At 73.8% G+C, this 23280-nt stretch carries 23 protein-coding genes and 1 tRNA gene; 19 read left to right on the forward strand and 5 right to left on the reverse strand.

The genetic code is table 11. The features are described 5' to 3' along the window. Nucleotides 1–18 precede the first annotated feature (18 nt). The 5 genes from OHA65_RS34150 to OHA65_RS34170 all read left to right on the forward strand — a co-directional run bounded on the left by OHA65_RS34150 (nt 19) and on the right by OHA65_RS34170 (nt 5214). Nucleotides 19–1785 (forward strand): PLP-dependent aminotransferase family protein, encoded by a 1767-nt coding sequence (locus OHA65_RS34150; RefSeq protein WP_327279991.1) that lies wholly within the window; start codon nt 19–21, stop codon nt 1783–1785. 58 nt (nt 1786–1843) lie between these two features. Next, entirely contained in the window at nt 1844–3430 is a 1587-nt protein-coding gene (locus tag OHA65_RS34155) for a glycosyltransferase (RefSeq protein ID WP_327279992.1), read from the forward strand. A gap of 127 nt (nt 3431–3557) precedes the next feature. Continuing rightward, a complete protein-coding gene (locus OHA65_RS34160) occupies nt 3558–3995 on the forward strand; it encodes an LAETG motif-containing sortase-dependent surface protein (RefSeq protein ID WP_327279993.1) in 438 nt (145 codons plus the stop codon). Between the two features lie 8 nt (nt 3996–4003). Continuing rightward, on the forward strand, nt 4004–4690 hold the full coding sequence (locus OHA65_RS34165; RefSeq protein WP_405763163.1) for an RNA polymerase sigma factor: 687 nt from the start codon (nt 4004–4006) through the stop codon (nt 4688–4690). Continuing rightward, nucleotides 4687–5214: a hypothetical protein gene (locus OHA65_RS34170; protein WP_327279995.1), complete on the forward strand. Its 528-nt coding sequence runs from the start codon at nt 4687–4689 to the stop codon at nt 5212–5214. Before OHA65_RS34165 ends, OHA65_RS34170 begins: the two co-directional genes overlap by 4 nt. A gap of 56 nt (nt 5215–5270) precedes the next feature. Here the strand turns inward: OHA65_RS34170 and OHA65_RS34175 are convergent, their stop codons facing one another. Next, nucleotides 5271–5723 (reverse strand): MarR family transcriptional regulator, encoded by a 453-nt coding sequence (locus OHA65_RS34175; protein WP_327279996.1) that lies wholly within the window; start codon nt 5721–5723, stop codon nt 5271–5273. 183 nt (nt 5724–5906) lie between these two features. Here OHA65_RS34175 and OHA65_RS34180 point away from each other — a divergent pair, with 183 nt between their 5' ends. From OHA65_RS34180 to OHA65_RS34195, 4 genes are all read left to right on the forward strand, one after another. Beyond that, nucleotides 5907–7124, forward strand: coding sequence for an MFS transporter (locus OHA65_RS34180; protein ID WP_327279997.1), 1218 nt, complete (start codon nt 5907–5909; stop codon nt 7122–7124). A 65-nt stretch (nt 7125–7189) separates the two neighbouring features. Next, entirely contained in the window at nt 7190–7627 is a 438-nt protein-coding gene (locus OHA65_RS34185; RefSeq protein ID WP_327279998.1) for a heme-binding protein, read from the forward strand. A gap of 84 nt (nt 7628–7711) precedes the next feature. Continuing rightward, the gene (locus OHA65_RS34190; RefSeq protein ID WP_405758274.1) at nt 7712–9364 is read left to right on the forward strand and encodes a beta-N-acetylhexosaminidase; all 1653 of its coding nucleotides are present in this window, start codon (nt 7712–7714) and stop codon (nt 9362–9364) included. A gap of 50 nt (nt 9365–9414) precedes the next feature. Beyond that, nucleotides 9415–9855, forward strand: a complete 441-nt coding sequence (locus OHA65_RS34195; protein ID WP_327280000.1) for a GNAT family N-acetyltransferase — start codon at nt 9415–9417, stop codon at nt 9853–9855. A 32-nt stretch (nt 9856–9887) separates the two neighbouring features. Here the strand turns inward: OHA65_RS34195 and OHA65_RS34200 are convergent, their stop codons facing one another. Together OHA65_RS34200 and OHA65_RS34205 are read right to left on the reverse strand one after the other, a co-directional pair. Next, complete coding sequence (locus tag OHA65_RS34200; protein WP_327280001.1) at nt 9888–10199, reverse strand: DUF3040 domain-containing protein; 312 nt, start codon at nt 10197–10199, stop codon at nt 9888–9890. A gap of 128 nt (nt 10200–10327) precedes the next feature. Beyond that, nucleotides 10328–11149, reverse strand: a complete 822-nt coding sequence (locus OHA65_RS34205; protein ID WP_327280002.1) for an endonuclease — start codon at nt 11147–11149, stop codon at nt 10328–10330. Nucleotides 11150–11420: 271 nt separating this feature from the next. Here OHA65_RS34205 and OHA65_RS34210 point away from each other — a divergent pair, with 271 nt between their 5' ends. Together OHA65_RS34210 and OHA65_RS34215 are read left to right on the forward strand one after the other, a co-directional pair. Next, the gene (locus tag OHA65_RS34210; RefSeq protein WP_327280003.1) at nt 11421–11987 is read left to right on the forward strand and encodes a DJ-1/PfpI family protein; all 567 of its coding nucleotides are present in this window, start codon (nt 11421–11423) and stop codon (nt 11985–11987) included. Between the two features lie 155 nt (nt 11988–12142). Next, nucleotides 12143–13120, forward strand: coding sequence for a superoxide dismutase (locus OHA65_RS34215; protein ID WP_327280004.1), 978 nt, complete (start codon nt 12143–12145; stop codon nt 13118–13120). On the opposite strand, the gene OHA65_RS34220 is transcribed toward OHA65_RS34215, so the two are convergent. Then, nucleotides 13104–13922 carry a glutamate ABC transporter substrate-binding protein gene (locus OHA65_RS34220; RefSeq protein WP_328764594.1) on the reverse strand — a complete coding sequence of 273 codons (819 nt, stop codon included), beginning with the start codon at nt 13920–13922 and terminating at the stop codon, nt 13104–13106. The two genes, OHA65_RS34215 and OHA65_RS34220, sit on opposite strands and share 17 nt — an antisense overlap. A gap of 379 nt (nt 13923–14301) precedes the next feature. Between OHA65_RS34220 and OHA65_RS34225 the strand changes: the two genes are divergently transcribed. The 6 genes from OHA65_RS34225 to OHA65_RS34250 all read left to right on the forward strand — a co-directional run bounded on the left by OHA65_RS34225 (nt 14302) and on the right by OHA65_RS34250 (nt 20452). Beyond that, nucleotides 14302–14374, forward strand: a tRNA-Arg gene (locus OHA65_RS34225). A 69-nt stretch (nt 14375–14443) separates the two neighbouring features. Next, complete coding sequence (locus OHA65_RS34230) at nt 14444–15583, forward strand: gala protein (protein WP_328764595.1); 1140 nt, start codon at nt 14444–14446, stop codon at nt 15581–15583. Next, a complete protein-coding gene (locus OHA65_RS34235) occupies nt 15580–17355 on the forward strand; it encodes an ankyrin repeat domain-containing protein (RefSeq protein ID WP_405763165.1) in 1776 nt (591 codons plus the stop codon). The genes OHA65_RS34230 and OHA65_RS34235 overlap by 4 nt, the downstream gene beginning before the upstream one ends. Then, entirely contained in the window at nt 17352–18548 is a 1197-nt protein-coding gene (locus tag OHA65_RS34240) for an AAA family ATPase (protein ID WP_327280008.1), read from the forward strand. Before OHA65_RS34235 ends, OHA65_RS34240 begins: the two co-directional genes overlap by 4 nt. Before the next feature lie 55 nt (nt 18549–18603). After that, nucleotides 18604–19794: a DUF2201 family putative metallopeptidase gene (locus tag OHA65_RS34245; RefSeq protein ID WP_405763478.1), complete on the forward strand. Its 1191-nt coding sequence runs from the start codon at nt 18604–18606 to the stop codon at nt 19792–19794. Nucleotides 19795–19897: 103 nt separating this feature from the next. After that, the gene (locus OHA65_RS34250) at nt 19898–20452 is read left to right on the forward strand and encodes a TerD family protein (RefSeq protein WP_328764597.1); all 555 of its coding nucleotides are present in this window, start codon (nt 19898–19900) and stop codon (nt 20450–20452) included. A 161-nt stretch (nt 20453–20613) separates the two neighbouring features. On the opposite strand, the gene OHA65_RS34255 is transcribed toward OHA65_RS34250, so the two are convergent. Further along, nucleotides 20614–21246, reverse strand: coding sequence for a TetR/AcrR family transcriptional regulator (locus OHA65_RS34255; RefSeq protein WP_327280010.1), 633 nt, complete (start codon nt 21244–21246; stop codon nt 20614–20616). Between the two features lie 236 nt (nt 21247–21482). Between OHA65_RS34255 and OHA65_RS34260 the strand changes: the two genes are divergently transcribed. Both OHA65_RS34260 and OHA65_RS34265 read left to right on the forward strand, forming a co-directional pair. Then, nucleotides 21483–22385, forward strand: coding sequence for a phosphatase PAP2 family protein (locus tag OHA65_RS34260; protein WP_405763168.1), 903 nt, complete (start codon nt 21483–21485; stop codon nt 22383–22385). Beyond that, nucleotides 22382–23263 carry a hypothetical protein gene (locus OHA65_RS34265; RefSeq protein ID WP_327280012.1) on the forward strand — a complete coding sequence of 294 codons (882 nt, stop codon included), beginning with the start codon at nt 22382–22384 and terminating at the stop codon, nt 23261–23263. The genes OHA65_RS34260 and OHA65_RS34265 overlap by 4 nt, the downstream gene beginning before the upstream one ends. Nucleotides 23264–23280 lie beyond the last annotated feature (17 nt).

Here is a 23280-nt window from a genome sequence, read left to right on the forward strand (position 1 = left end):
TCTGCCAGCATTGGACCCATGGACAGTGCCGAAGTGCATCGATCAAAGGGGTCCAAAGCCAGAGCGGGAGGCTCGGATTTCCTCCAGCTGGACCCGGCGCAGGCGCCGCCGGGCCGCCGCACCGAGTGGTTGACGGACCGCATCCGCGCCGCGATCGCCGACGGAACGCTGCCGGTGGGCAGCAGGCTCCCGGCCGGCCGGGTCCTCGCGGCGGAACTCGGGGTCTCCCGCGGACTGGTCACCGAGGCCTACCAGCGCCTGGCGGACGCGGGCCAGGTGGTGGGCCGCGGCCGCGCGGGAACGACCGTCGTCGCCGCACCGATCCCACCCGTCCCGCTCGCCCCGGCCCGTTCTGCGCCACCGTCCGCCCCGCCCGAGCCCGGCGCCCCGATCCCTTCTGGCGGACCGTTCGCCGCCGCCGGACCCGCGGGACCGGTGCGCCCGGCGGGACCGCCGGGCCCCGCTGGTCCGGCCGATCAGGGCGATCAGGGCGATCAGGGCCGGCAGGGCGGTCAGGGCGAACCCCTCGCCATCCTCGACCGGGTTCGCTCCGCCGAACCCGGGTGCCCGGCCGGATCCGGCGGCCCGGAGGAGCCGGCCCGCCAGAGCGCACCCCTCGCCCCGGCCGACCCGGTCCGTTCCGGCGGTGTGGCCGGGCTCGGGTCCGTCGTCGACGAGCTGCGGGCGGTCCCCGCGCGGATCGACCTCTCACCGGGGGTACCGGACCTCACCGCGTTTCCGCGTACGGCCTGGCTCCAGGCCGAGAGGAGGGTGCTCGCCGATCTCACCCCGGGTGACTTCGGCTACGGCAACCCGCAGGGCGCGCCCGCCCTGCGGACGGCGGTCACCGGCTGGCTGGCCCGCAACCGCGGGATCCGCGCCGACCCCGACGAGGTCGTCATCGTCGCGGGCGTCGCCCAGGCGCTGGGCCTGCTGTCGCACGTCCTGCGCGAGGGAGGCGTCGGGAGGGTCGCCGTAGAGGACCCCGGCTCACTCGGGGCCCGGCAGCAGCTGGAGTACGGCCGGCTGGAGACCGTTGCGGTCCCGGTGGACGGAGGCGGGCTCGACGTCGCCGCACTGCGGGCGAGCGGAGCCCGGGCCGTGCTGCTGACCCCGGCGCACCAGTTCCCCACCGGGGTCGTACTCGACGGCGAGCGCCGCCGGGACCTGCTCGCCTGGGCGGCAGCCGGAGGGCTCGTCGTCGAGGACGACTACGACGCCGAGCACCGCTACGACCGCGCACCGGTCCCCGCGCTGCGCGCCCTGCTGCCCGACGGCGTCTGCTACGCCGGGAGCGTCTCCAAACTGCTCGCCCCCGCGCTGCGCCTCGGCTGGCTGCTGGTGCCGCCGCGCCTGCGCGACGCCGTGGTCGCCGCGAAGCGCTACGCCGACCTCGGCAATCCGCTCCTCGCACAGCTCGTGCTGGCCCGGCTGATGGACTCGGGCGAGCTGGAACGCCACCTGCGTTTCGTCCGGCGCCGCCACCGCCGCAGGCGGGACGCCGTGCTCCGGGCGATCGCCGCGCACCTGCCGGGCGCCCGGGTCCACGGAGCGGCGGCCGGCCTGCACTTGATGGTCACCTTCGACGGTGCGGCCTTCGAAGACACCGCGCTCGCCGCCGCGGGCCTGTCCCTCGGGGTCAAGGCGCACCCGCTGTCCTGGCACCGCATGCGGCCGGGCCCCCCGGGGCTGGTCCTCGGCTATGCGGCGGGCCCGCCGGGCGAGCTGGAGGAAGGGGTCGCCCTCCTCGGCCGGGCCCTGAGCCGCCTGACCCGAGCCGCCTGACCCGAGCCGACCCACACCCCCTCCGGAGCCGCCGGAGCGGAACTTTATGCTCTGCTGCATGCACCACGCGTCTGCCCCCGACATCACCGTGATCATCGCCGTCTACAACGCGATGCCCTACCTGACCGAATGCCTCGATTCGGCGCTCGGGCAGTCCCTGGGGGCCGAGCGGCTGGAGATCATCGCGGTCGACGACGGTTCCACGGACGGCAGCGGCGCCGAGCTGGACGCGTACGCAGCCCGGCACCCGCAGGTGCGAGTACTGCACCAGCCGAACTCCGGCGGCCCCGGCGGCCCGCGCAACCGGGCCCTCGACCTGGCCCGCGGCCGGTACGTCTTCTTCCTCGACGCCGACGACTACCTCGGCCCGCAGGCGCTGGAGCGGCTGCTGGACATGGCCGAGACCCAGGACAGCGACCTCGTGCTCGCCAAGCAGGTCGGGCTCGGCCGGACGGTTTCGGAGAAGGCCCACCGGCACGCCGAAGAGGCCGACCTCTACACCTCGGAGGTCTACCGCTCGCTGCACTCGGCCAAGCTGATGCGCCGCCAGGTCGTCGAGGACGCGCAGCTGCGCTACCCGGAGGACCTCTGGTACGGCGAGGACCAGGTTTTCGTGACGGGGATGTTCCTGGCCGCCGGGAAGATATCGGTCGTCGGCGACTACGACTGCTACTTCCTGCGCCGCCGCGACGACGGGCAGAACATCACCGCCCGCTCCCGGACCGCGGCCGAGACGGTCGCCCACATCGAGCGAGTTATGGCGCTGGTCGCCGAACGGGTGCAGGACCCGGTGGGGCGCCGTCGGATGCTCGGCCGGCACTTCCGCAGCCTGCTGCGCACCGCGCTGCGGCCGGCCGTCGAGGCCTGCCACGACGACCCAGGCTTCACCGCCGAGGTCTACGACCGGGCCCGGGCGCTGGTGCAGACGTACTGGCGGCCGGACATGGGCGGCGAACTACCGCGGATCGACTGGATCCGGCTGTACGCGTTCGCCTGCGGCCCGCTGGCCGCCTTCGAGCAGCTGATGGAGTACGAGCCGGCGGACGGGCCGGCCCCGCAGGAGATCGTCGACGACGGCCGCGTGTACCGCTGCTACCCGCTGTTCCGGGACCCGGCGGCGGGACTGCCGGACGTGCTCTTCGACGTGACCGACCTGCTCAAGACGCATCACCGGCTCTCTTCGCTGACCTGGAAGGCCGGCCGCGTACGGCTGACCGGCCACGCGTACATCCAGTCACTGGGGACCGGCGGCACGGGGAGCGAGCTCCTGTTGCGGGCGCGGGAGACGGGCGACGAACACCTGGTGCCGGTCAAGCCGCTCCCGGCGCCGGAGCTCACGGAGCTGGACCCGAAGCTGATCATGGCCGGCTTCCTGGCCGAGCTCGACCTGGCCACGGTGGCGGACGGCGCGCCGATCCCGCCGGGGACCTGGGACTGCTTCCTGAACGTGCGCGCGGACGGGGTCACCCGCACGGTCCGGCTGGGCCGCCGGCACGCACCGGAGCTGGACCGCACGGCACGCCGGGCCAAGGTCCTCGCCCGTGACCCGGGCGGCGCCACGGAGATCGCGGCCGCCCCCTTCTTCACCACCTACGGGAACCTGAGCTTCGAGGTGGTCCGCAGGATCCCGCTGCCCACGGCCTGACGGATCCTTCGCCGAAAAGTTTTTCGCAATCGGCGGCAACCTCCCGCGGGGTCGCGCGTCGTGCGGGGGTGAAGGGCGTCATTCCGCGTCCTCGCCGACCGTGACCCGACCGTGGAGAACCACTGTGATGAACCTGAAGCGCGTCCCCCTGACCCTCCGCCGGGCGGCCGTCACCGCTGCCGCCGCCGGGGCGGTCGTCGCGCTCGCCGGGCCCGCCTTCGCCGCGTCGGGGCCCTCGGCCACCCCCTCGCGCAGCGTTCCGCCGACCGTGCAGCCGAGCGCGAGCCCCACCCCCTCGCGCAGCGTTCCGCCGACCGTGCAGCCGAGCGCGAGCCCCACCCCCTCGCGCAGCGTTCCGCCGACGGGCGAGCCGAGCGTCCAGCCCAGCGGCCGGCCGAGCGCGCAGCCCAGCGCGGCACCCACGGCGACCCCGTCGCCGGCCGGCGACGAGCTCGCCCACACCGGCTCCTCCGCCACCACCGCCGCCATCGGGGCCGGGGCCGCCGGACTGATCGCCGCCGGGGCCGGCACCCTGTACGCCGTGCGTCGCCGCGCCAACGGCTAAGGAATCCCGTGCTCCACCTCGCCCCGCCCGCACCATCCGCACGCCCCGTCACGCTCGGCCTCGGCCGGGCGTGGCGGGGCTTGTGGGCGTCCGTCCTGCGCCGCGAGCGCGCCACCCCGCAGACCCCCGCGCAGCCGTACGGCCCCGCCCACGGATACGGGTACGGGTACGGGGCCGCGTACGGGGCCGAGGCGCGCGGTGATGCGCCGCAGCCCACCGTCACCGAGCTCTATCACGCGCACCGGCTGCGCATGGTCCGGCTTGCGGTGCTGCTCGTCGACGACCTGGCCACCGCCGAGGACGTGGTCCAGGACGCCTTCACGGCCCTGTACCGCCGCCACGGGGAGCACATCAGCGAGGTGGACAACGCGCTGGGCTACCTGCGCACCGCCGTCGTCAACACCTCCCGGTCGGTGCTGCGCCGCAGGCGCACGGCCCGGGCGTACACCCCGCCCGCAGCGGCCGACATCCCGTCCGCGGAGGACCACGTCGTCCTCGACGAGGCACACCGCGAGGTCCTCGCCGCGCTCGGCCGGCTGACCCCGCGCCGCCGGCAGGTACTCGTACTGCGCTACTGGGCCGAACTCAGCGAGGCGGAGATAGCGACCACCCTCGGGATCAGCCGGGGCGCGGTGAAGTCGAACGCGAGCCGCGCCCTGGACGCGCTGGAACGGATTCTGGAGGGACGGATATGACGCACGGCGAACACCCCGCCGAACGCCTCGTCGAACGCAGGCTGCGCCAGGCCCTCGACGCCCGCGCGGCGGAGATCACCGTCCGCGGGCTGCGCCCCGCGGACCCGCCGGGTCCGCATGCCCGGCGGCTGCCCGCCGTGCGGCTGCGGTGGAACCTGCGCCGGTTCGCGCTGCCGCTGGCGGGACTGGCCGCTGCTGCCGCCGCCGTGGCCGGCTACCTCGTACTGGGCCCGGACCCGTCCCCGGCCCGGCCGGTGCCGCCGGCCTCGCCGCCCGAGATCTCCGGTCCCGGGCCGACGCCGCGCTCGGGCACGGGTACGGGTACGGGTACGCCGGTCCCGTCGGTGGCGCCGTCACCGCTGCCGTCCAGGGCTCCCGGGACCCGATCGGCCCAGACGCCCGCTCCGACGCCTACCCCCTCCGGTCCGCGCTCGGCGCCGCCGTCGAGGTCGCAGACCCCCTCCGCCAGCCCCTCGACCCCGTCGCGCTCCCCGATCCCGAGCACGGCTCCCTCCAGGACCTGAGGGCCGCCCCGTGATCCCCGGCGCGCGCTGATCCCCCGGGGATTGCGGGACGGTCTTCAGCGAGCCGTGTTCTCCACGGCCGCGACCAGCGGGGCGAGTTCGGGGTTGCCCGCGGCCTCGTCGAGCGCCTCGCGCAGCGCGGTGTCGTTGGTCGGCCGGGCGGCGGCCAGCAGGGCCAGGCCGGCCTCGCTCACGTCGGTGTAGATGCCCCGCCGGTCCGTGTCGCAGATGTAGCGGTTCAGCAGCCCGCGGTCCTCCAGGCGGCTGACCAGCCGGGTGGTCGCGCTCTGACTGAGCACCACCGAGTCGGCCACCTGGTGCATCCGCAAGTGGCCACCCGGGCCGCTGTGCTGGCGGCTCAGGACGTCCAGCAGCGAGTACTCGCGCACGCTCAGCGCGTGTCCGGCCTGCAGGGCACGCTCGATGTGGGCCTCGATCCGCCCGTGCAGCAGGGAGAGGGCGCACCAGCCCTGGGCGAGGCCGGTCAGTGCGCTGTCGGTGGCCGTCATGGCTGCTCCTTCGAACCGTTGCCCGTGCCCGTGTCACCACGGGCGCCCTTCCAGGATAGGTCACTGCCGCAATAGCCCGCGCTTGCAATTATCCCGCGTCTGCAATTAATGTGAACGCATGTAAGCGGCGCCGGCAAGTGCCGCGGCAGCACCACCACCTCCCCCTTGAAGGGCACCCCCCTCATGCCTCTCGCACTCCTCGCCCTGGCCATCGGGGCCTTCGGGATCGGCACCACCGAATTCGTGATCATGGGTCTGCTCCCCGAGGTCGCCGCCGACTACGGCGTCTCGATCCCCACCGCCGGCTTCCTGGTCACCGGGTACGCCCTCGGCGTCGTCCTCGGGGCGCCGCTCATGACCGTCCTCGGCACCCGCATCCCCCGCAAGCGCATGCTGATGTTGCTCATGGGCCTGTTCATCGCGGGCAACGTGCTCTCCGCGCTCGCCCCCGCCTTCGGCGTCATGCTCGCCGGCCGTGTCGTCGCCTCCCTCGCCCACGGCGCCTTCTTCGGCATCGGCTCGGTGGTCGCCGCCGGTCTCGTCGCGCCGGAGAAGAAGGCCGGCGCGATCGCCATGATGTTCACCGGCCTGACCGTGGCCAATGTCGTCGGCGTTCCCCTGGGCACCCTCGTCGGCCAGACCCTCGGCTGGCGGGTGACCTTCCTGGTCGTCGCCGTCCTCGGCGTCCTCGGCCTGCTCGGCATCGCCCGGCTGGTTCCCGAACTTCCCCGGCCCGAGGGCGTCCGGATCCGCCACGAGCTGGCCGCCTTCCGCAACGTCCAGGTACTGCTCGCGATGGCGATGACCGTCCTCGGCTTCGGCGGCGTCTTCGCCGCGATCACCTACATCACGCCGATGATGACCAACGTCGCCGGCTTCGCCGACACCTCCGTCACCTGGCTCCTCGTCCTGTTCGGCCTGGGCATGGTCGCCGGCAACCTCATCGGCGGACGGTTCGCCGACCGCGCGCTGATGCCGATGCTCTACGCGTCCCTGGGCGCCCTGGCCGTCGTCCTGGCCGTCTTCACCCTCACCGCCCACACGAAGGTCGGCGCCGCCGCCACGGTCGTGCTGATCGGGGCGCTGGGCTTCGCGACCGTGCCGCCGCTGCAGAAGCGGGTCCTCGACCAGGCCGCCGGCGCCCCCACCCTGGCCTCCGCCGTCAACATCGGCGCCTTCAACCTCGGCAACGCGCTCGCCGCCTGGCTCGGCGGGCTCGTCATCGCCGCCGGGCTCGGCTGGACCGCCCCGAACTGGGTCGGCGCCGCGCTCGCCGCCTCCGCCCTGCTCCTCGCCCTCGTCTCGGGCGCGCTGGAGCGGCGTACCGCCACCCGCCCGGGCGGCGCGCGGGTCGTCGCCGCAGCAGCCCCCTCCGAGGTGTCCGTACCCGTCCACCACTGATCCGCGCCCCCCGTACGACACGCACCACCCGCACCACCACCACCACCACTGAGGAGAACCCCCGCATGTCCACCGCCGCCACCCCCGCCCGCACCGCCGTCGCCCCGCTGACCACCGAGGACGCCGAACTCCTCGTCTCCGCCGCCCGCACCGCCGCCGAGCGGGCCGGGGCCACGGTGAGCATCACCGTCCTCGACGCAGGCGGGCACCTGCTCGCCTTCCGCCGCGACGACCGGGCCGTGCTGATCTCCGGCGAAACCAGCACCCGCAAGGCCTTCACCGCCCTCCAGCTCGACGCGCCGACCGCCGACCTCGTCGACGCCGTCCGGCCCGACGGGCCCTTCCACACCCTGCCGACCGCCCTGGACCGGCCGCTCCTGTTCATCGCGGGCGGGCTGCCCGTCCACCGTGACGGCCGGCTCATCGGCGCCGTCGGCGTGGGCGGCGGCGCCCCCGACCAGGACCACGCCTTCGCCGCCGCCGCACTCGACGCGCTGCTCTGACACCCCCGCGCCCCGCCCCCGTCCCGGCCTCCGGGTCGCGCGCCCCGGTCCCCCGTGCCACGTTGGTACCGGGGACAGGGGTGCATGATGCGAAAGTCGAGACAGGTCCGGTCCAGCCGGCTCAAGAGGGGCCACGTCATCGCGACGGCAGCCGCCGCCGCGCTGGTCTCCCTCGCCGTCCCCGGCTGCACGGCCGCCTCCGAGGAGGCCCGCAGCCCCGACGGCACCGGCACGACGGGCTCCGCCGCCTCCGCGTCGGCACCCTCGGCCGCCGCGCCCTCGCCGACCCCCTCCTACGCGCTGTCCACCGCCCCGCGCACCATCCCGGCCGTACGGGAGCACGTACCGGCCCGCGGCCCCGGCTGGAAGCCTGCCGCCGACGCGCGGATCGTGGTACCGCCGAAGGACGCGGCCGCCCTCGCCGACGAGGGGAAACTCCTCGCCGGTGAACTGCGCATGGGCTTCGCCGAGACCGCCGACCTGCGCCCCGGAGACGTGGAACTGGCCCTCGGCGCCAAGGGCTCCGGACCGCCCGAGTCGTACACCCTCACCGTCAAGGACGGGCGCGTCCGGGTCACCGGCCCCGACCAGGCCGGCGTCTTCTACGGCACCCGCACCCTCAAACAGGAGGTGAAGTCCGGCGGGTCGGCCCCCGAGGGCACCGTGCACGACGCCCCGGCCAAACCACAGCGCGGCCTCAACCTCGACATAGCCCGCAAGAACTTCACCACGGGCTGGATCGAGGACCGACTGCGGCAGATGGCCGACCTCAAGCTCAACCAGCTCGGCCTGCACTTCTCCGACGACCAGGCCTTCCGGATCCAGTCCGACACCCACCCCGAGATCGTCTCCACGCCCCACCTCAGCAAGGCCGACGTCCGGCGGATCACCGCTCTCGCCGCCCGCCTGCACATCTCGGTCGTCCCCGAACTCGACTCTCCCGGCCACCTCGGCGCGGTGCTGCGCGCCCACCCGGGCCTCCAGCTGCGCGACGTGCAGGGCCGGGCCGTGAAGGGCGCCGTGGACATATCCGACCCGGCCGCGGCCAAGCTGATCGACGAACTGCTCCGCGAATACCTGCCGTTGTTCCCCGGCAGCCTCTGGCACCTCGGCGCCGACGAGTACCAGGCGCTGGTCTACCGTGATCCGCAGTCCTCCTTCCCGCAGCTCGCCCAGGCGGCCCGACAGCGGTACGGGCCCTCCGCGCGCATCCAGGACCTGGCCGAGGGCTGGCTGAACGACCGCGCGGACGTGGTGCGCCCGGCGGGCAGGGTGCCCAAGGCGTGGAACGACGGCTTCTTCACCGGAGGCGTGGTCCAGGCGGCCAAGGACATCCAGGTCGAGTACTGGACGGGCAAGGAGAACGGGGCCCGGCCGCCGCTGGAGTACCTGCGGGAGGGCCGCAAGCTCGTCAACCTGAACGACGAGTACCTCTACTACGTGCTCGGCCAGCCGAACCAGTTCACCTACCCCACCGGCAAGCGGATCTACGAGCAGTGGACCCCGCTCGTCCTGCGCGGTACGACCCCGGTGCCCGCGCAGTACGCGGCGCAGATACTCGGCGCACGGCTCGCCGTGTGGTGCGACCTGGCCAACGCCCAGACCCCGGCGCAGGTCGCCGAGGGGATCCGGCTCCCCCTGGCGGCACTGGCCCAGAAGGTCTGGGACCCCCGCCCGCCGCAGCCCGCCTGGGCCGGGTTCAAGGCCCTCGCCGATCGGCTCCAGCCCCCGGCCTGACCGGCCATATTCACTGGTCCGACCGCCGGCCGCCCTGCTTGGATGCCGGGATGAACAGTGCGAACAGTGAACTGCCGGACGGCTACGAGCTGTCCACCGACCCCGCCAGGCTCGACGCCGAGCTGATCCACCGCTGGCTGTCGCAGGACGCCTACTGGGCCCTCGGCCGCAGCAGGGAGAAGCAGGACCGGGCCATCGCGGACTCCTTGAACTTCGGCATCTACGACACCGCTTCGGGCGCCCAGCTCGCCTACGCCCGCGTCGTCACCGACCGGTCCACCTTCGCCTGGTTGTGCGACGTCTACGTCGACCCCGGTGCCCGCGGCAAGGGCCTGGGTACGGGCCTGGCCGCGGCGGTCCGCGACCACTTGGCCCCCTACGGCCTGCGACGGGTCCTGCTCGCGACCAACGACGCCCATGCGGTCTACGCCACGGCGGGGTTCGCGCCCATGGCCCACCCGGCCAAGTGGATGGTGCTCGGCGAACAGTGAACCAGGGGCGTTGCCGCCCCAGGGGGCGCCCGCTACGGCCGGTCGGCGGGGGCGCGGCCGTGCAGGCGACGGCGGATCCACTGGCCCGCCAGCGGCAGAGCTAGGACCACGGTCAGCGTCCAGGCCGCGGCGAAGCCCCAGATCAGGGGGAGGGACACGGTGACCGCGGCTGCGACGAGCAGGGCCAGCGTGACGGCACCGAGGAGCCAGGCGGCCACGGCACGGTGGCGCCCGCGGGTCTGCGCGGAGCGCAGGTTCCGCTCGAAGGAGGGGTCGCCCTTGAGGTCGGCCTCGATCGCGGAGAAGGCGCGCCGCTCCTGGTCGGAGAGTCCGGCTCCGTCCATGACGACCTCCCTCGGCCGGCGTCGCCGTTCGGCGCGCACCGCAACCTTTGGCCTGCGCATACCCGGCCTGGCGCGGTCCAACCCTCGGAGGCCGCCTCCCGGCGGGGGAGGCGGCCTCCGGCGCGGGGTCACCAGATGGAGTTGACCCACTCCGGGTGGTCGATGAACGGGTTGCGGTTGTGCTGGAAGGTGTCGAATATGACCTGGTTGCGGCGCTGCTCGAAGGCGTCCGGCGGGTCCTGCTGGTTCCACTGCTTCAGCAGGCTGATGCGGCCGAAGAGCGGGGCGGTGCCGTTGTTGACCTTGTCGTTCATCTCAAGGTCCGCGAAGCCGTCGCCGCCGTCGTAGCGCACGGCCATGTAGAGCAGCATGCGCGCGACATCGCCCTTGACCGCGTCGCGCGGCTCGAAGGAGTCGGAGTCGGTGAAGCTGCCGGGTGCTTCGGCGACCGGGCTGCCGCCCATGTCGAAGTCTTTGTTGCCGCGGGTGCTGTTGACCGTGACGTCCTCGGGGCGCAGGTGGTGCAGGTCCGTGCCCGGGCCGGTGGCGGTGCCGAAGTCGCCGTGGCTCTTGGCCCAGACGTGCTCGCGGTTCCAGTCGTTGGCGCCGCCGCCGTTGGTCGACTTGGACTGGGAGCGGCCCGAGTAGACGAGGATGACGTTGTTCGGGTTCGCCGGGTCCTGGTCGGTCACCTTCAGCGCGTTCCACACGCCGTCGTAGGTCACCTTGGACTGGTTCTTGATGATGTTGTGGAGGGCGGTCTTGAGCGCGGCTCCGGTCTTGCCCTCGGCGGCCGCGTAGTACGTGTCCACGGAGGTGGCGGTGGCGGCGGCCGCGTCGGCGTGGGGGGCCGCCGTCCGCTGCGAGCCGGCCGACGCGGTGGCCGGAATGAGCGCCAGGGTCGCGACGGCGAGGCCCGCGATCCAGGGAGTGCGTGGGGAGATTCTCATGATGTGGGGGATACCTCTTCGCAGGCACCGCCCCCGCCATGGCAGTTGGCGGGGCGTCAGGTGGCAGAGCAGAGGCTCACATTGTCATGTGCCCTACAGGTGAAATCCATGTGTCGGAAGGCCGGATTCTGTCGTTGCCGATCATTGGGCCGAACGGGTGAGGTCCCCTTGGCAGGACGCTCGGCTGCAGGCACGGTGGCGGGGGCCCCGGTCGGGGCCGTGCGCACCATGCGCACCGTGTGCACCGTGAACACCCCACCGGGAGCAGCCCATGGCAGTGAAGATCCTCATCGTGACCGGCGACGCGGCGGAGTCGCTGGAGGTCCTCTACCCCTACCAGCGCCTGCGCGAGGAAGGGTACGAGGTGCACATCGCGGCGCCGACGGTCAAGAAGCTGCGGTTCGTTGTGCACGACTTCGAGGACGGCTTCGACACCTACACCGAGAAGCCCGGCTACACCTGGCCCGCCGACGTGGCGTTCGCCGACGTGGACCCGCAGGAGTACGCGGCCGTGGTCGTCCCGGGCGGCCGGGCACCGGAGTACCTGCGCAACGACCCCCAGGTGCGGCGGATCCTGGCCGCCTTCACCGGCGCCGACAAGCCGGTCGCCCAGATCTGCCACGGACCGCTGATCACGGCCGCGAGCGGCGGGCTGGACGGCCGTCGGGTGACCGCGTACCCGGCGCTGGAACTCGACATGAAGGCCGCCGGGGCCACGTACGAGGACTCCGAGGCCGTGGTCGACGGCACCCTCGTCTCCGCCCGGGCCTGGCCCGACCACTCCGCCTGGATGCGGGAGTTCCTGAAGGTGCTGAGTGCCAAGGCGCCGCTGACCTGACGTACGCGGTGGCGGCGGTGAAGGGGAGGCTCCCCATTCCCTTGTGAAGTGTCCGGGTCCGAGGCAGCCGGGGACGCTGCGGTGTGCTGAGGTGTCAGTGTCAACCGATGCTGTTCAAACACCACTGCTCGCACGGCAGTTGAAAGGACACCACCGTGACTCGACCCGTGGGCCGGCGCAGTCTCCTCGGCGCCGCCGCAGCCATCGGCGGCGCCGCTCTCGTGGGACCGCTCGCACCGGTCGCCCGGGCCGCCCAGGTCCGGCCCACCGGGTCCCGGCCGGACACCCTGCCCACCCCGCCCGGATTCCAGCCCGAGGGCATCGCCGTCTCGCCCGGTGGCCTCGCCTACACGGGGTCACTGCTCGACGGGGCGATCTACCGCGTGGACCTCGCCACCGGGGCCGGCCGGATCCTGACCCCGGGGCTCGGAGCGGGAGAGATGTCCGTTGGACTCGCGCTAGCAGGCGACGGCCGGCTGCTCGTCGCGGGCGGCGCGAGCGGCCGGATCCGCGTCGTGCACGCCGGTGACGGCCGGGTGCTGGCCACCCACCGGGCGGCCACCGGGACGGGCTTCGTCAACGACGTCGTCGTCGGCTGCGGCGGGGCCTGGTTCACCGACTCGTTCAACGACGTCCTGTACTTCCTGCCCGCCGGTTCGGGAGTGGGCCCGGGCGCCGCCCGGGCCCCGCTCGCCGTGCCGCTGTCCGGCGCATGGGTCCCGACCCCGCCGGGCGGCCAGGTCTGGGGCGCCAACGGCATCGAGCGGACCCCGGACGGCCGGGCGCTGCTGGTGGTCAACGACAACGCCCAGGCGCTGTTCCGCGTCGACCCGCGCACCGGCGCCGCCGCCGGTGTCGAACTCGACGGCGGATCGGTGGCGAACGGCGACGGGCTCGTCGTCCACGGCCGCACGCTGTACGTCGTCCGGAACTGGAGTTACGCCGTCGACGTGTTCACGCTCGCCGCGGACGGCCGGCGGGCGCGGTTCGTCCGGCAGATCACCGATCCGCGCTTCGACGAACCGACCACGGCGGCGGTCCACGGCGGCCGACTGTACGTGGTCAACGCGGCCTTCGACTCCGACTGGTCGGACCCGGCCACCGCGTCGACGATCGTCAGTTGCCCGTCGTGATCGCCGGGGCGGGCTCGTTCCTGTAGTTGGCCGAGCCGAAGTTCTTCTTCACCGCTGCGTCCCAGGAGCCGTCCTGGACCATCTTCTTCAGGGCGACGTTGATCTTGCCCTGGAGTTCCTTGTCGCCCTTCTTGACGCCGATGCCGTAGTTCTCGTTGCTCAGGCTCAGCCCGACCAGCTTGAACTTGCCGGTGTTGCCCTTCTGGGCCGCGTAGCCGGCCAGGATGGAGTTGTCGGTGGTCAGGGCGTCGACCAGGCCGTCCTGGAGCGCGATGACGCACTCCGAGTAGCCGTCGAGCTCCAGGAGGCTCGCCTTGGGGGCGAGCTTGTCCTTGACGTTCTGCGCCGAGGTGGAGCCGGTGACCGAGCAGAGCTTCTTGTTGTTGAGGTCCTCGGCCTTGGTGATCGAGGTGTCGTCGGCGCGGACCAGCAGGTCCTGGTGCGCGAGGAAGTAGGGGCCGGCGAAGTCGACCTTCTCCTTGCGCTTCTCGTTGATCGAGTAGCTCGCCGCGACGAACTTGACCTCGTTGTACTGGAGCAGCAGCTCGCGGTCGGAGCTGTCGACCTTCTTGAACTCGATCTGCTCGGGCTTGTAGCCGAGCTCCTTGGCGATGTACGTCGAGACGTCCACGTCGAATCCGGAGAAGGCCCCGGTCTGCTCGCGCAGCCCGACGCCGGGCTGGTCGAACTTGATGCCGATGGAGAGGTTCCCCTTGGGGCCGCTGTCGCCTTCGCCGCACCCGGAGGCGGTCAGGGCGAGGCCGATCACTGCGACCAAAGCACCGGCCTTGGGAACCTTCATGCTGCACTCTTTCCTTGGGGACGCGACGCGCTGCGGGATCTCCGGCAGGAACCGCGGATGTGTACGACGCGTCAAGACGCGTGGGGGACGCGTAGAGGACGCGTGTACGAGGAAGCTAGGAAGGTGGCGGGCGTGGTGTCACTGGAATTGAGCAAAACTTGAGGTAACGATCCGGCGCGACCGGCGTTTCTGCGGAGGATTGGGCTGCAAACGGGATAAAGGGGTGCCAATCCCACGGCAAGTTCGGTGCAGGTCGGCTGAAATGTAATGCTGCCGGGGCAAGGGGTCCACATCCGCTTCATCCGTACATTTCGCCTCGGGCAGGCATTCAAACTGGTGATCGAGTTTCGGCCTGCGGGTGGGTATGATCTCCCGCAGCAAGGCCGTAGCGCAGAGGTCGTCGCGCCCAAGCATCGAGCTGGAGGACGTCGGTTCGAATCCGACCGGTCTTGCGTCTTCTTCATGTGTTTTCTCTTGTCGTTGTGGACGCCGGGCACCGGCGAAGGACCGGTGGAGTGGTGATGACACAGCCGACACCCGTACGGTGCCCCGCGATCGAGCACCCCGACCTGCCGCTCGCCGACCCGGCCGGGCTCGACCCGCTGCTCGCGCGGCTCGCCTCCGGGCAGGACGTCGCGGCCGACGAAACCTTCCCGATCGGCACCCTGCGCGCCGACGGCCGCGTCGACCTGTGCAAGCAGGGGCTCGGACCGGCCGGCGCCGCCCGCGTGGTAGCCGTCGCCGCGGTCTCCGTCCACGCCCGGCACCTGCTCCTCGGCACCAACTCCATCGGTGACCAAGGCGCCCGCACGCTCGCGGACGCCCTCACCGGCGGACACGCACTGCACACCCTCTACCTGGGCTGCAACCGGATCGGACCCGACGGCGTGGCCGCCCTCGCCGGCGCCCTCGCCGACGACACCGACGTCAAGGCCCTGTGGCTCAAGCGCAATCCGGTCCTCGAAGACGGCGCCCGGACCCTCGCCGCCCTGCTGCGCCGCAACCGGACCCTGCGCACCCTCGACCTGGTCAACACCGGCATCGGCATCGAAGGGGTACGCCTCCTCCTCGACGCCCTCCGCAGCCGCGAGACCCCGCTCGAACGCCTCTTCCTCGGCGGCAACGGCCTCACCGCCGAGGCCGCGCCGCTGCTCGCCGCCCTCATCCAGGAGACCGGGGTGCGCGAGCTCTACCTCCCCGCCAACCACCTCGGCGACGAGGGCACCGCGATCCTGGCCGCCGCCGCGGCCGCCGACCCCGCGCGCCCGGTCCGCCTCGGCCTCAGCGGCAACGGCATCGGACCGGCCGGCGCCCGGTCCCTCGCCGACGCCCTCGGCGGAATCGAGGCCCTCGACCTCGGACGCGCGATGTCCGAGCGCAGCCTCGGCTCCACCGGCAACGACACCGGCGACGAGGGTGCGTACGCCCTGGCGGCAGCACTGCCGGGCAGCCCGCTGCGCCGACTCGAACTGCGCCACACCGGGCTCACCGGGCGCGGCGCGAAGTGCCTGCTGGCCGCGGTGCCCCAGGACTCCCCGCTGGAATACGTGGGCCTGGGCCCCGGCCTGCCCCGCAAGGTCAAGCGGTCCTTCACCACCCGGTTGCGGCCCGCCCGGCCCGCCCACCCCGACCTCGGCGCGATCACGAGCGTGTACCGGTGAGCCCGCGCACCGAACTGCCCGGCGGGTTCCTGGCAGAGGACGGCCCGGCCTGGCAGCGGATCCGACGCCACGCAGTCCCCGGCTGGATGATCGAGCGCGCCACCGGACACCGGCTGGCCGGCGACTGGCGGGCGGCCTGCGCGGCCGCCGCCGTGGACGTCCGGTTCGACTTGATCGAACTCGCCGCCCGCCACGGAGCCCCCGTCGCGGAGGCGGTGGAGGAGGACCTGCGCCACCTCGCCCCGGACCTGGTCCGCTGGCACCTGCCCCGCGTCCTGGGCGGCCGTACGACCATCGACACCGACCTGCGCGTCCTGCTCGCCCGCTACGGGGCCGGCGACGGCGCGCCGGTGCTGTCCGTGACCACCGGCGCGATGATCGAGGGCCCGCAGCGGCTCCGGCTGGACTGCGCGCCGATCGACCCGGCCGAACGCAACCGCGTCCGTGCGGGAGCCAACCAGCTGCGCGCCGAGGACTGGACCGCGGCCCGCCCGCTCTGGGACGCCCGGCACACCGCCGCACTGCGCGAACGCCACACCGGCGGCGCGGACCGGCTCCCCTTCTTCCGCCCGGACGGCACCCCGCTGCTCCCGGACGAACTGCCCACCGCCGATCCCGGAGCGGCCGACCCGGCGGCGCGCGCCGAGTGGGTCGCCCTGCTGCACGCCCGCGGCGACCACGCCGCAGCGCACGAGGCCGCGGGCATCGAGCGCGACCTCACCCTCCCCGAGGAAGTCACGCGCTACGGTCGCGGGGCGGACCCGGACACCCTCACGGCCTCGCCCGCCCTCGACCTGACCCGGCTGGGGTCGGAGGTGCGGCGCCTCGCGGCGGCCGGCGCGGGAGACCGGTTCAGGATGGCCGTGCACTGGCGCGGCAACCTGCTGGTGGAGCCGGCGGGCCCGGGATCGGGCGAGCGACTGCGCACCAGGGTGGTCGGCTGGGACGAGCTGAAGGACGTGCCGCGGCTGCCGCTGTACGCGTGGAAGCGGCTCCCGGACCTCGAACTGGTGCGCACCGGCCGGATCGCCCCGCGTGAGCTCCACCCGCTCGTCGTCGAGGCCCTGTTCCCCGAGGCCGGTCCCGCCGCCGGTCCGCCCGGACCCGCCGGGGCCGCACCCGTACGGGTGCGCTGCCGCGGCGAGTGGCACGAGCTCCGCTCCCAGGGCGGCGTACTCGACCTGCTCCCGCACAGCCGCGAGGAGCAGCAGCGCGAGCGCGCCATGCGGGCGTTCGGCGGGGCGATCGAGGGCTGCTTCGCCGTGCAGCAGATCTGGACCACGGGCGAGGGGCGGCTCCCGCGCGCCCTGCGGGCGCAGCGTCGGGAGCTGTTCCTGCGCGCCCAGCACGGGGACACCCCCGGCGTCGTGGCGCTGCTCGACGCGGGTACGGACCCCCGGGTCCGGGACGCCCGCGGGTACACGCTGCTGCACCAGCTCCACCTCCTCGACCACGAAGCCCTGCTGCCGCGGCTGCTGTCGGCGGGCCTCGACCTGGAGGCCCAGGCCAAGTCGGGGCACACCCCGCTGCAACTGGCGGTCCAGTACGGCGGCTCCGCCGACCTGGTCCGGGCGCTCGTCGCGGCCGGCAGCCGGATCGACGTCGTCGATGAGGCGGACCTGTCGCTCGCCCAGGTGGTGCGCCGGTACAAGCGCACCGATCTCGCCTTCCTGCGCAGCCGGGTGGAGGAGGAGTTCCCCGACGTCGGCTCCGAGTGGTTCGACGAATACATGGACGAGCGCGAGTCCGACGAGGAGTCCGAGCAAGCATGAGCACCGAGCTGCGGCCTCCGCAGGCCCTCGCGGCCGCCGACGCCCTGGGCGCCCGGCTCCGCGCCACCCGCACGGAACCCGCCACCAACCCCCAGCTCGAAGCACTGGCCCTGGCCGTGACGGCCAACCAGCCCGTGCTGCTGTGGGGTGAGCCGGGCATCGGCAAGTCCGCCGGCATGCAGCAGCTCGCCGACGCCCTCGGCGTCGGGCTGGAAACGGTCATCGCCAGCGTCCACGAGCCCTCCGACTTCGCCGGTCTGCCGATCGTCGGCGACGACCCCGCCACCACCGGCGTGCCGATGGCCCCGCCGGACTGGGCGGTGCGTCTCGCCCGCACCGGCCACGGACTGCTGTTCTTCGACGAGCTGTCCTCCGCCCCGCCCGCCGTGCAGGCGGCGCTGCTGCGCGTGGTCCTGGAACGCCGGATCGGCAGCCTCGTGCTGCCCGAGTCGGTACGGATCGTCGCCGCGGCCAATCCGCCGTCCAGCGCGGCGGACGGCTGGCACCTGAGCCCGCCGCTGGCCAACCGCTTCGTCCACCTCGACTGGACCCACAGCCCGCGCACCGTCGCCCGCGGCCTGGCCGGCACCTGGCCCGAGGTGGCCCTCCCGGCCGTCGACCCCGCCCGCGTCTCCGGGGCCGTGGCCCGCGCCCGCGGTGTGATCTCCGGCTTCCTCACCGCCCGGCCGGGCCTGGTCCACCACATGCCGAACGAGGCGGAGGGCCGCGGCCGCGCCTGGCCCTCCCCGCGCACCTGGGAGATGGCGCTGCGGCTGCTGGCCACCGGGTACGCGTCCGGCGCCGGCGGCGAGGCCCTGGCCGCCGCGCTCACCGGCGCCGTCGGCGACGCGGCCGGGATCGAGCTGCTCTCGTACGTGGAACACCTCGACCTGCCCGATCCGGACCGGGTGCTCGCCGACCCCGACGCCTTCGCCCTGCCCGAACGCGGAGACCGGCAGCTGGCCTTCCTCATCGCCGTGGTCGCGGCCGTCCAGGGCGAGCTCACCCGCCCCCGCTGGGAGGCCGGCTGGGCGGTCCTGGCCAAGGCCGTGGAGGCGGGCGTACCCGACGTGGCGGCGCGGGCGGCGGCCGACCTGGCCGCCATGCGCGACCTGGACTGGCCCGTGCCCGCCGGGATCGACGCCTTCGTCGAACTGCTCCAGCTCTCCGGCGCCCTGCCGGGCAGCGGCTGACCGGCCCGTGACGGTGCCCGTGGACGGCGCGGCGGCCGGCCGGCCGGCGGACGAACTGTCGGCCCACGCCCGCCTGGACCGGGCCAAACTACTGGCCGCCCGGTACAAGGCGGCCGAGGCCCGGCCGTACTTCGCCTCCGCCCTCTACGCACTCACCGTGGTCCCCTCGGCCGGGGTCCCGACGATGGGCGTGGACCGGCACTGGCGCTGCTACGTCTCGCCCTCCTTCGTCGACGCGACGCCGGTGGCGGAACTGGCCGGGGTGTGGATCCACGAGGTCGCCCACCTGCTGCGCGACCACCACGCCCGGGCCGGCCGGCTCCCGGCCGCCGACCAGCGCGACCGGGTACGCGTCAACATCGCCCAGGACTGCGAGATCAACGACGACCTCCTCGCCGACGGGCTGGCGCTGCCCGAGGGCAGGATGGAGCCCAGACTGTTCGGCCTGGCCACCGGCGGGCTGTTCGAGACGTACCTGCCCGCGATCCCCGCCACCCCGCACGCACCCGACTGCGGCTCCGGGGCCCACGGCACGCCGGCGCCCTGGGAACTCGCCGAGGGGGCCGGTCCCGCCCGGATCGGCCCCGTCGAGGCGGAGGCGCTGCGCCGGCAGACCGCGCAGGCCATGCGCACCCACCAGCGCACCCGGGGCAAGCTCCCGGCCGGCTGGCAGCGCTGGGCGCAGGAGCTGCTGGAGCCCACCGTCGACTGGCGCCGCGCGCTGTCCGGGGCGGTCCGGGAAGCCGCCGCCTGGGCGGGCGGTGCGGTGGACTACACCTACCGCAGGCCCTCGCGCCGCACTCCGGCGCTCGGCGGCCGGGTGGTACTGCCGAGCCTGCGCCGGCCGCTGCCGCGGGTCGCGATCGTCATCGACACCTCGGGGTCGATGGGCGAGGACGAGCTCGCCGCCGCGCTCGGCGAAGTCACCGGCGTCCTGCGGGAGGTGGGGGTCCGGGGCAACCGGGTCGCCGTCCTGGCCTGCGACGCGGACGTGCACACGGTGGCCCGGGTGACGAGCACCGACCAGGTGACCCTGGCCGGTGGCGGCGGCACGGACATGCGCGTCGGCATCCGCGCCGCGCTGGCGGTGCCGGACCGGCCGAACATCGTCGTCGTCCTGACCGACGGGTACACCCCGTGGCCGGACGAGACCCTGTCCTGCCGGCTGATCGCCGCGCTGATCGGGGCCGACGCGCCGCAGCCGCCGGGCTGGGTGGAGACCGTACGCGTCTTGCGCGCCTCCTGAGGGAACCGGCCCAACTGGCCGGGAACGTACGCTCGTCCTGACCCGCAGGCCGGCCGCATGACAGCATGGCCGGGCAACACCCGGCAAGCGGAGGGGGAGTTCGGTGAGCACTTCGACGAGCGGAGTACGCAAGAGCCTGGCCAAGGTGGAGATCGCACTGCGGTGGGATCCGAGCCCCGCGGGCACGCCCGCCCATGACCTGGACATCATCGCGGCCGTCTACGGCGCCGCGGACCCCTACGGGGAGCCCGTCCACCTCGTGCACTTCGGCAGTCGTTCTCCCGATGGCACCATCACCTTAAACCGTGACAGCCACACCGGCCAGGGCTTCGGGTTCGACGAGGTGATGACCGTAGAACTGAACCGGATGGCGCCGGAGTTGGCGCGCGTGGTGGTGGGCGTGGTCATACAGGAAACCGGACCGCGGGACGCCCGCACGAAGACCTTCGCGGCCATAGGCGGTACGGGGGTCCGGATCCGGGAGGGCTACACCGATCTCGCGGTGAGCGACTTCGCCGGGGTCCCGGCCGCCACGGCGGCCACCGTCGCGGAGTTCACCCGCGACGCCGCGGGCGTCTGGTCGCTGGACGCCGGGGTACGGGGCTTCGACGCCGATCCGGAAGAGTTCATCCGCAGCATGGGCGCCCCCAGGTCCTGAACGGGGCGTGCGGCGGGTCTGCGGCCGCACAGACCGGGCGGTGGTCACTCCCTCCCAGCGGGTGAGTGACCACCGCCCCGTCCGGTGGCGCGCTGCCGCCGTCCCCACGAGGCAGCGCGGGCGGGTCGCCGTCCGGTCATCGGAGACGGCGGCCCACCGGTTCAGGGGGCCCGGTCCGGTTTCGGGCCGGGGGCGGGGACGGGTGCCAGGCCCAGGGCGGGCAGTAGGGCCGCGTCGACGAACCGGACCAGGTAGTCCGCGTCGGCGTACCGCCCCTCCAACACCGGCCGGATGCGCAGTACGCCCATCAGCTGGGCCGGCAGGAACTCCACGGCCGGGTGGTCCGCAGCGATCTCGCCGCGCGCCACGGCCCGTGCCACCATCGCGTCGAACGCGGTCAGCTCCGGTTCGACCAGCGCCTCGCGCAGCGCCGCCTGGAGCTCCTCGTCGCTGAGTACGGCATGTCCGAGGGCCTGGGTGAGCCGGGTGTCGCGCCCCGAGTTGCCGGCCGCGATCCGGGCCGCCTCGCGCAGGTCGCCGGCGAGCGTGCCGGTGTCCACCGCGACCAGAGTGCCCTGACGGTTGGCCCGCAAGGCTGCCGCGACCAGCTGGGGCTTGGTCTTCCACTGCCGGTAGAGGGTCGACTTCCCGCAGCAGGCGCGGGCGGCGACGCCCTCCATGGTCAGGGCCTCGTACCCGTTCTCGCGCAGCATGTCCAGGACGGCGTCGTAGAACTCCTGCACCCGCTCCGGGGTGATCTTGGAGCGGCGCGCGGCGGGCGGCGGCGACGTCATGGTGAGCGGCTCTCCTCGGGGCTCCGCGGTGGATGGTTCCGTGGGAAAAGTGTACGGGAACGCAAGCGTATCGGTACACCCCCGTATCGATACGCGAATGTATCGATACACTGGCGTGTCGATGTACGCGCGGCCGGCCGGGGCCGGCCGCCGCACACCGGCACACCAACCGCGTGGCCATCCACGCCACCCACGTGTGGGCGGCGCGCGAGCACAGAGAAGAGAGAGCGGGGGAAATGAGCTCCCACACCACACCCGACGGGCCGGCCGACGGCCCGGGAACCGGGCAGCGGCGCCGTCTCATACGCGAGCTGCTGCTCGTCGCCGGCCTGTTCGCCGTCTACAAGGCGGGCCGGATGCTCTCCACGGACCGCACCGACGAGGCCTTCCGCAACGCGGGCCGGATCTGGGACGCCGAGCGCGCCCTGCCCCTCCCCGGCGAAGGCGCGATCCAGCGCCTGCTCCTGCACGGAGCCGGCAGCGGCGGGGCCGGTGACGTCCTCGTGCACATCGCGAACACCTACTACGCGGCCGTGCACTTCCCGGCGACCGTCCTCTTCCTGATCTGGCTGTACCTGCGCCGGCCCGGCCACTACCTGTGGGCCCGGCGCACCCTCGCCGTCCTGACCGGCGCCGCCCTCGCACTGCACCTCGCCTTCCCGCTCGCACCGCCCCGGATGCTCGGCGCCGCGCACCTCGTCGACACCGCGCAGGTCTACGGGCCCTCCGTCTACCGGGCCGCGCCCGCCGCCGACACCATGGCCAACCAGTTCGCCGCGATGCCCTCGCTGCACTTCGGATGGGCACTGATGCTGGCGCTCGGCATGATCGCGGCCACCCGGTCCCGCTGGCGCGTGCTGTGGCTGCTGCACCCGCTGGTGACCCTGCTCGTCGTCGTCGGCACCGCCAACCACTACTGGCTCGACGCGATCGTCGCCACGGTGCTGCTCGGCGGGGCACTGCTGGTCGTCCCGCGCCCACGGGTCCGTACCGGATCGCTGCCCGTCGCACGGCACCTGCCGCGCCCCCGGAGCACGGCGTCGGCGGCCGGGGCAGGGCCCGGGGCGGCGGTACCGGTCGAAGTCGCCGGAGCTGCCGAGGTCGTGGCGTCCGCCGAGGCCGTGGGGGCCGGCCGATGAACGCCACCGCCCTCGCCGTCGCCCTCTGCCTCGCGTCCGCCGTCGCCTACGCGGCCGCCGCCGTCGCCCAGGAGCGCCTCGCCCGCGCCGCCGTCGCCCGTAGCGCCGGAGCCCTGCTCGGCAACGGCGCCTGGTGGTGGTCGGCCGGGCTCAACGCCGGCGCCGCGCTGCTGCACGCGGCCGCCCTGCGCTACGGACCGCTCACCCTGGTCCAGCCGCTGGGCGCGCTGACCCTCGTCGCCGCCGTCCCGCTCGGGGCCCGTGGGGCCGGCCGCCGGGTCGCGGCCACCGAATGGCGGGGCACCCTGGCCACCGTCGCCGGGCTCGGCCTGCTGCTGCTCCCGGCCTCCGGTCCGGCCCCGGACGACACCCTCACCCTGGCCGAGGCGCTCGCCGTGTCCGGGGCCACGGCCGCCGCGATCGTGCTGCTGACCGTACGCCGGGACGTGCGCTCGGGGCTTCGGCACGCGACGGCGTCCGGGTTGGCCTCCGCCGTGGCCTCCGCCCTGACGCAGACGGTGGCAGTCGCGGGGGGCCGCGGCGGGGCCCTGCTCAGCGTGCGGGTCGTCTCCGTCGCCCTGCTCGTCGTGGTGTTCGCGGTCGGCGGGATGTTCCTGTCGCAGCGGGCCTACCGGGGCGGGCTCGGGGCGCCGCTCGCCGTGGTGAACCTGGCCAACCCGCTCGCTGCGGCCGCCATCGGCATGGTCCTGCTCGGCGAGCGCATCCAGGGCGGCGCCGTGGGGCTCTTGCTCGCCGTGGGCGGTGCGCTCGCCGCGGCGCGCGGCGTACTGCTGCTGACGCGCACGGCCCCGGCGCCGGCCCCGGCGCCCGTATCCGCGTCGCCGGCCGCCGCGCCCCCCACGCGCGTAGCGGCATGACGCCCGAGCTGAGAACC

It is taken from the genome of Streptomyces sp. NBC_00045 (genome assembly GCF_045041095.1).
Taxonomy (GTDB): Bacteria; Actinomycetota; Actinomycetes; order Streptomycetales; family Streptomycetaceae; genus Streptomyces.

Coding starts and splice junctions, on each gene's coding strand:
- OHA65_RS34150 (WP_327279991.1), top strand. CDS start 19: ATGGACAGTGCCGAAGTGCATCGATCAAAGGGGTCCAAAGCCAGAGCG.
- OHA65_RS34155 (WP_327279992.1), top strand. CDS start 1,844: ATGCACCACGCGTCTGCCCCCGACATCACCGTGATCATCGCCGTCTAC.
- OHA65_RS34160 (WP_327279993.1), top strand. CDS start 3,558: ATGAACCTGAAGCGCGTCCCCCTGACCCTCCGCCGGGCGGCCGTCACC.
- OHA65_RS34170 (WP_327279995.1), top strand. CDS start 4,687: ATGACGCACGGCGAACACCCCGCCGAACGCCTCGTCGAACGCAGGCTG.
- OHA65_RS34175 (WP_327279996.1), bottom strand. CDS start 5,723: ATGACGGCCACCGACAGCGCACTGACCGGCCTCGCCCAGGGCTGGTGC.
- OHA65_RS34180 (WP_327279997.1), top strand. CDS start 5,907: ATGCCTCTCGCACTCCTCGCCCTGGCCATCGGGGCCTTCGGGATCGGC.
- OHA65_RS34185 (WP_327279998.1), top strand. CDS start 7,190: ATGTCCACCGCCGCCACCCCCGCCCGCACCGCCGTCGCCCCGCTGACC.
- OHA65_RS34190 (WP_405758274.1), top strand. CDS start 7,712: ATGATGCGAAAGTCGAGACAGGTCCGGTCCAGCCGGCTCAAGAGGGGC.
- OHA65_RS34195 (WP_327280000.1), top strand. CDS start 9,415: ATGAACAGTGCGAACAGTGAACTGCCGGACGGCTACGAGCTGTCCACC.
- OHA65_RS34200 (WP_327280001.1), bottom strand. CDS start 10,199: ATGGACGGAGCCGGACTCTCCGACCAGGAGCGGCGCGCCTTCTCCGCG.
- OHA65_RS34205 (WP_327280002.1), bottom strand. CDS start 11,149: ATGAGAATCTCCCCACGCACTCCCTGGATCGCGGGCCTCGCCGTCGCG.
- OHA65_RS34210 (WP_327280003.1), top strand. CDS start 11,421: ATGGCAGTGAAGATCCTCATCGTGACCGGCGACGCGGCGGAGTCGCTG.
- OHA65_RS34220 (WP_328764594.1), bottom strand. CDS start 13,922: ATGAAGGTTCCCAAGGCCGGTGCTTTGGTCGCAGTGATCGGCCTCGCC.
- OHA65_RS34230 (WP_328764595.1), top strand. CDS start 14,444: ATGACACAGCCGACACCCGTACGGTGCCCCGCGATCGAGCACCCCGAC.
- OHA65_RS34240 (WP_327280008.1), top strand. CDS start 17,352: ATGAGCACCGAGCTGCGGCCTCCGCAGGCCCTCGCGGCCGCCGACGCC.
- OHA65_RS34255 (WP_327280010.1), bottom strand. CDS start 21,246: ATGACGTCGCCGCCGCCCGCCGCGCGCCGCTCCAAGATCACCCCGGAG.
- OHA65_RS34260 (WP_405763168.1), top strand. CDS start 21,483: ATGAGCTCCCACACCACACCCGACGGGCCGGCCGACGGCCCGGGAACC.
- OHA65_RS34265 (WP_327280012.1), top strand. CDS start 22,382: ATGAACGCCACCGCCCTCGCCGTCGCCCTCTGCCTCGCGTCCGCCGTC.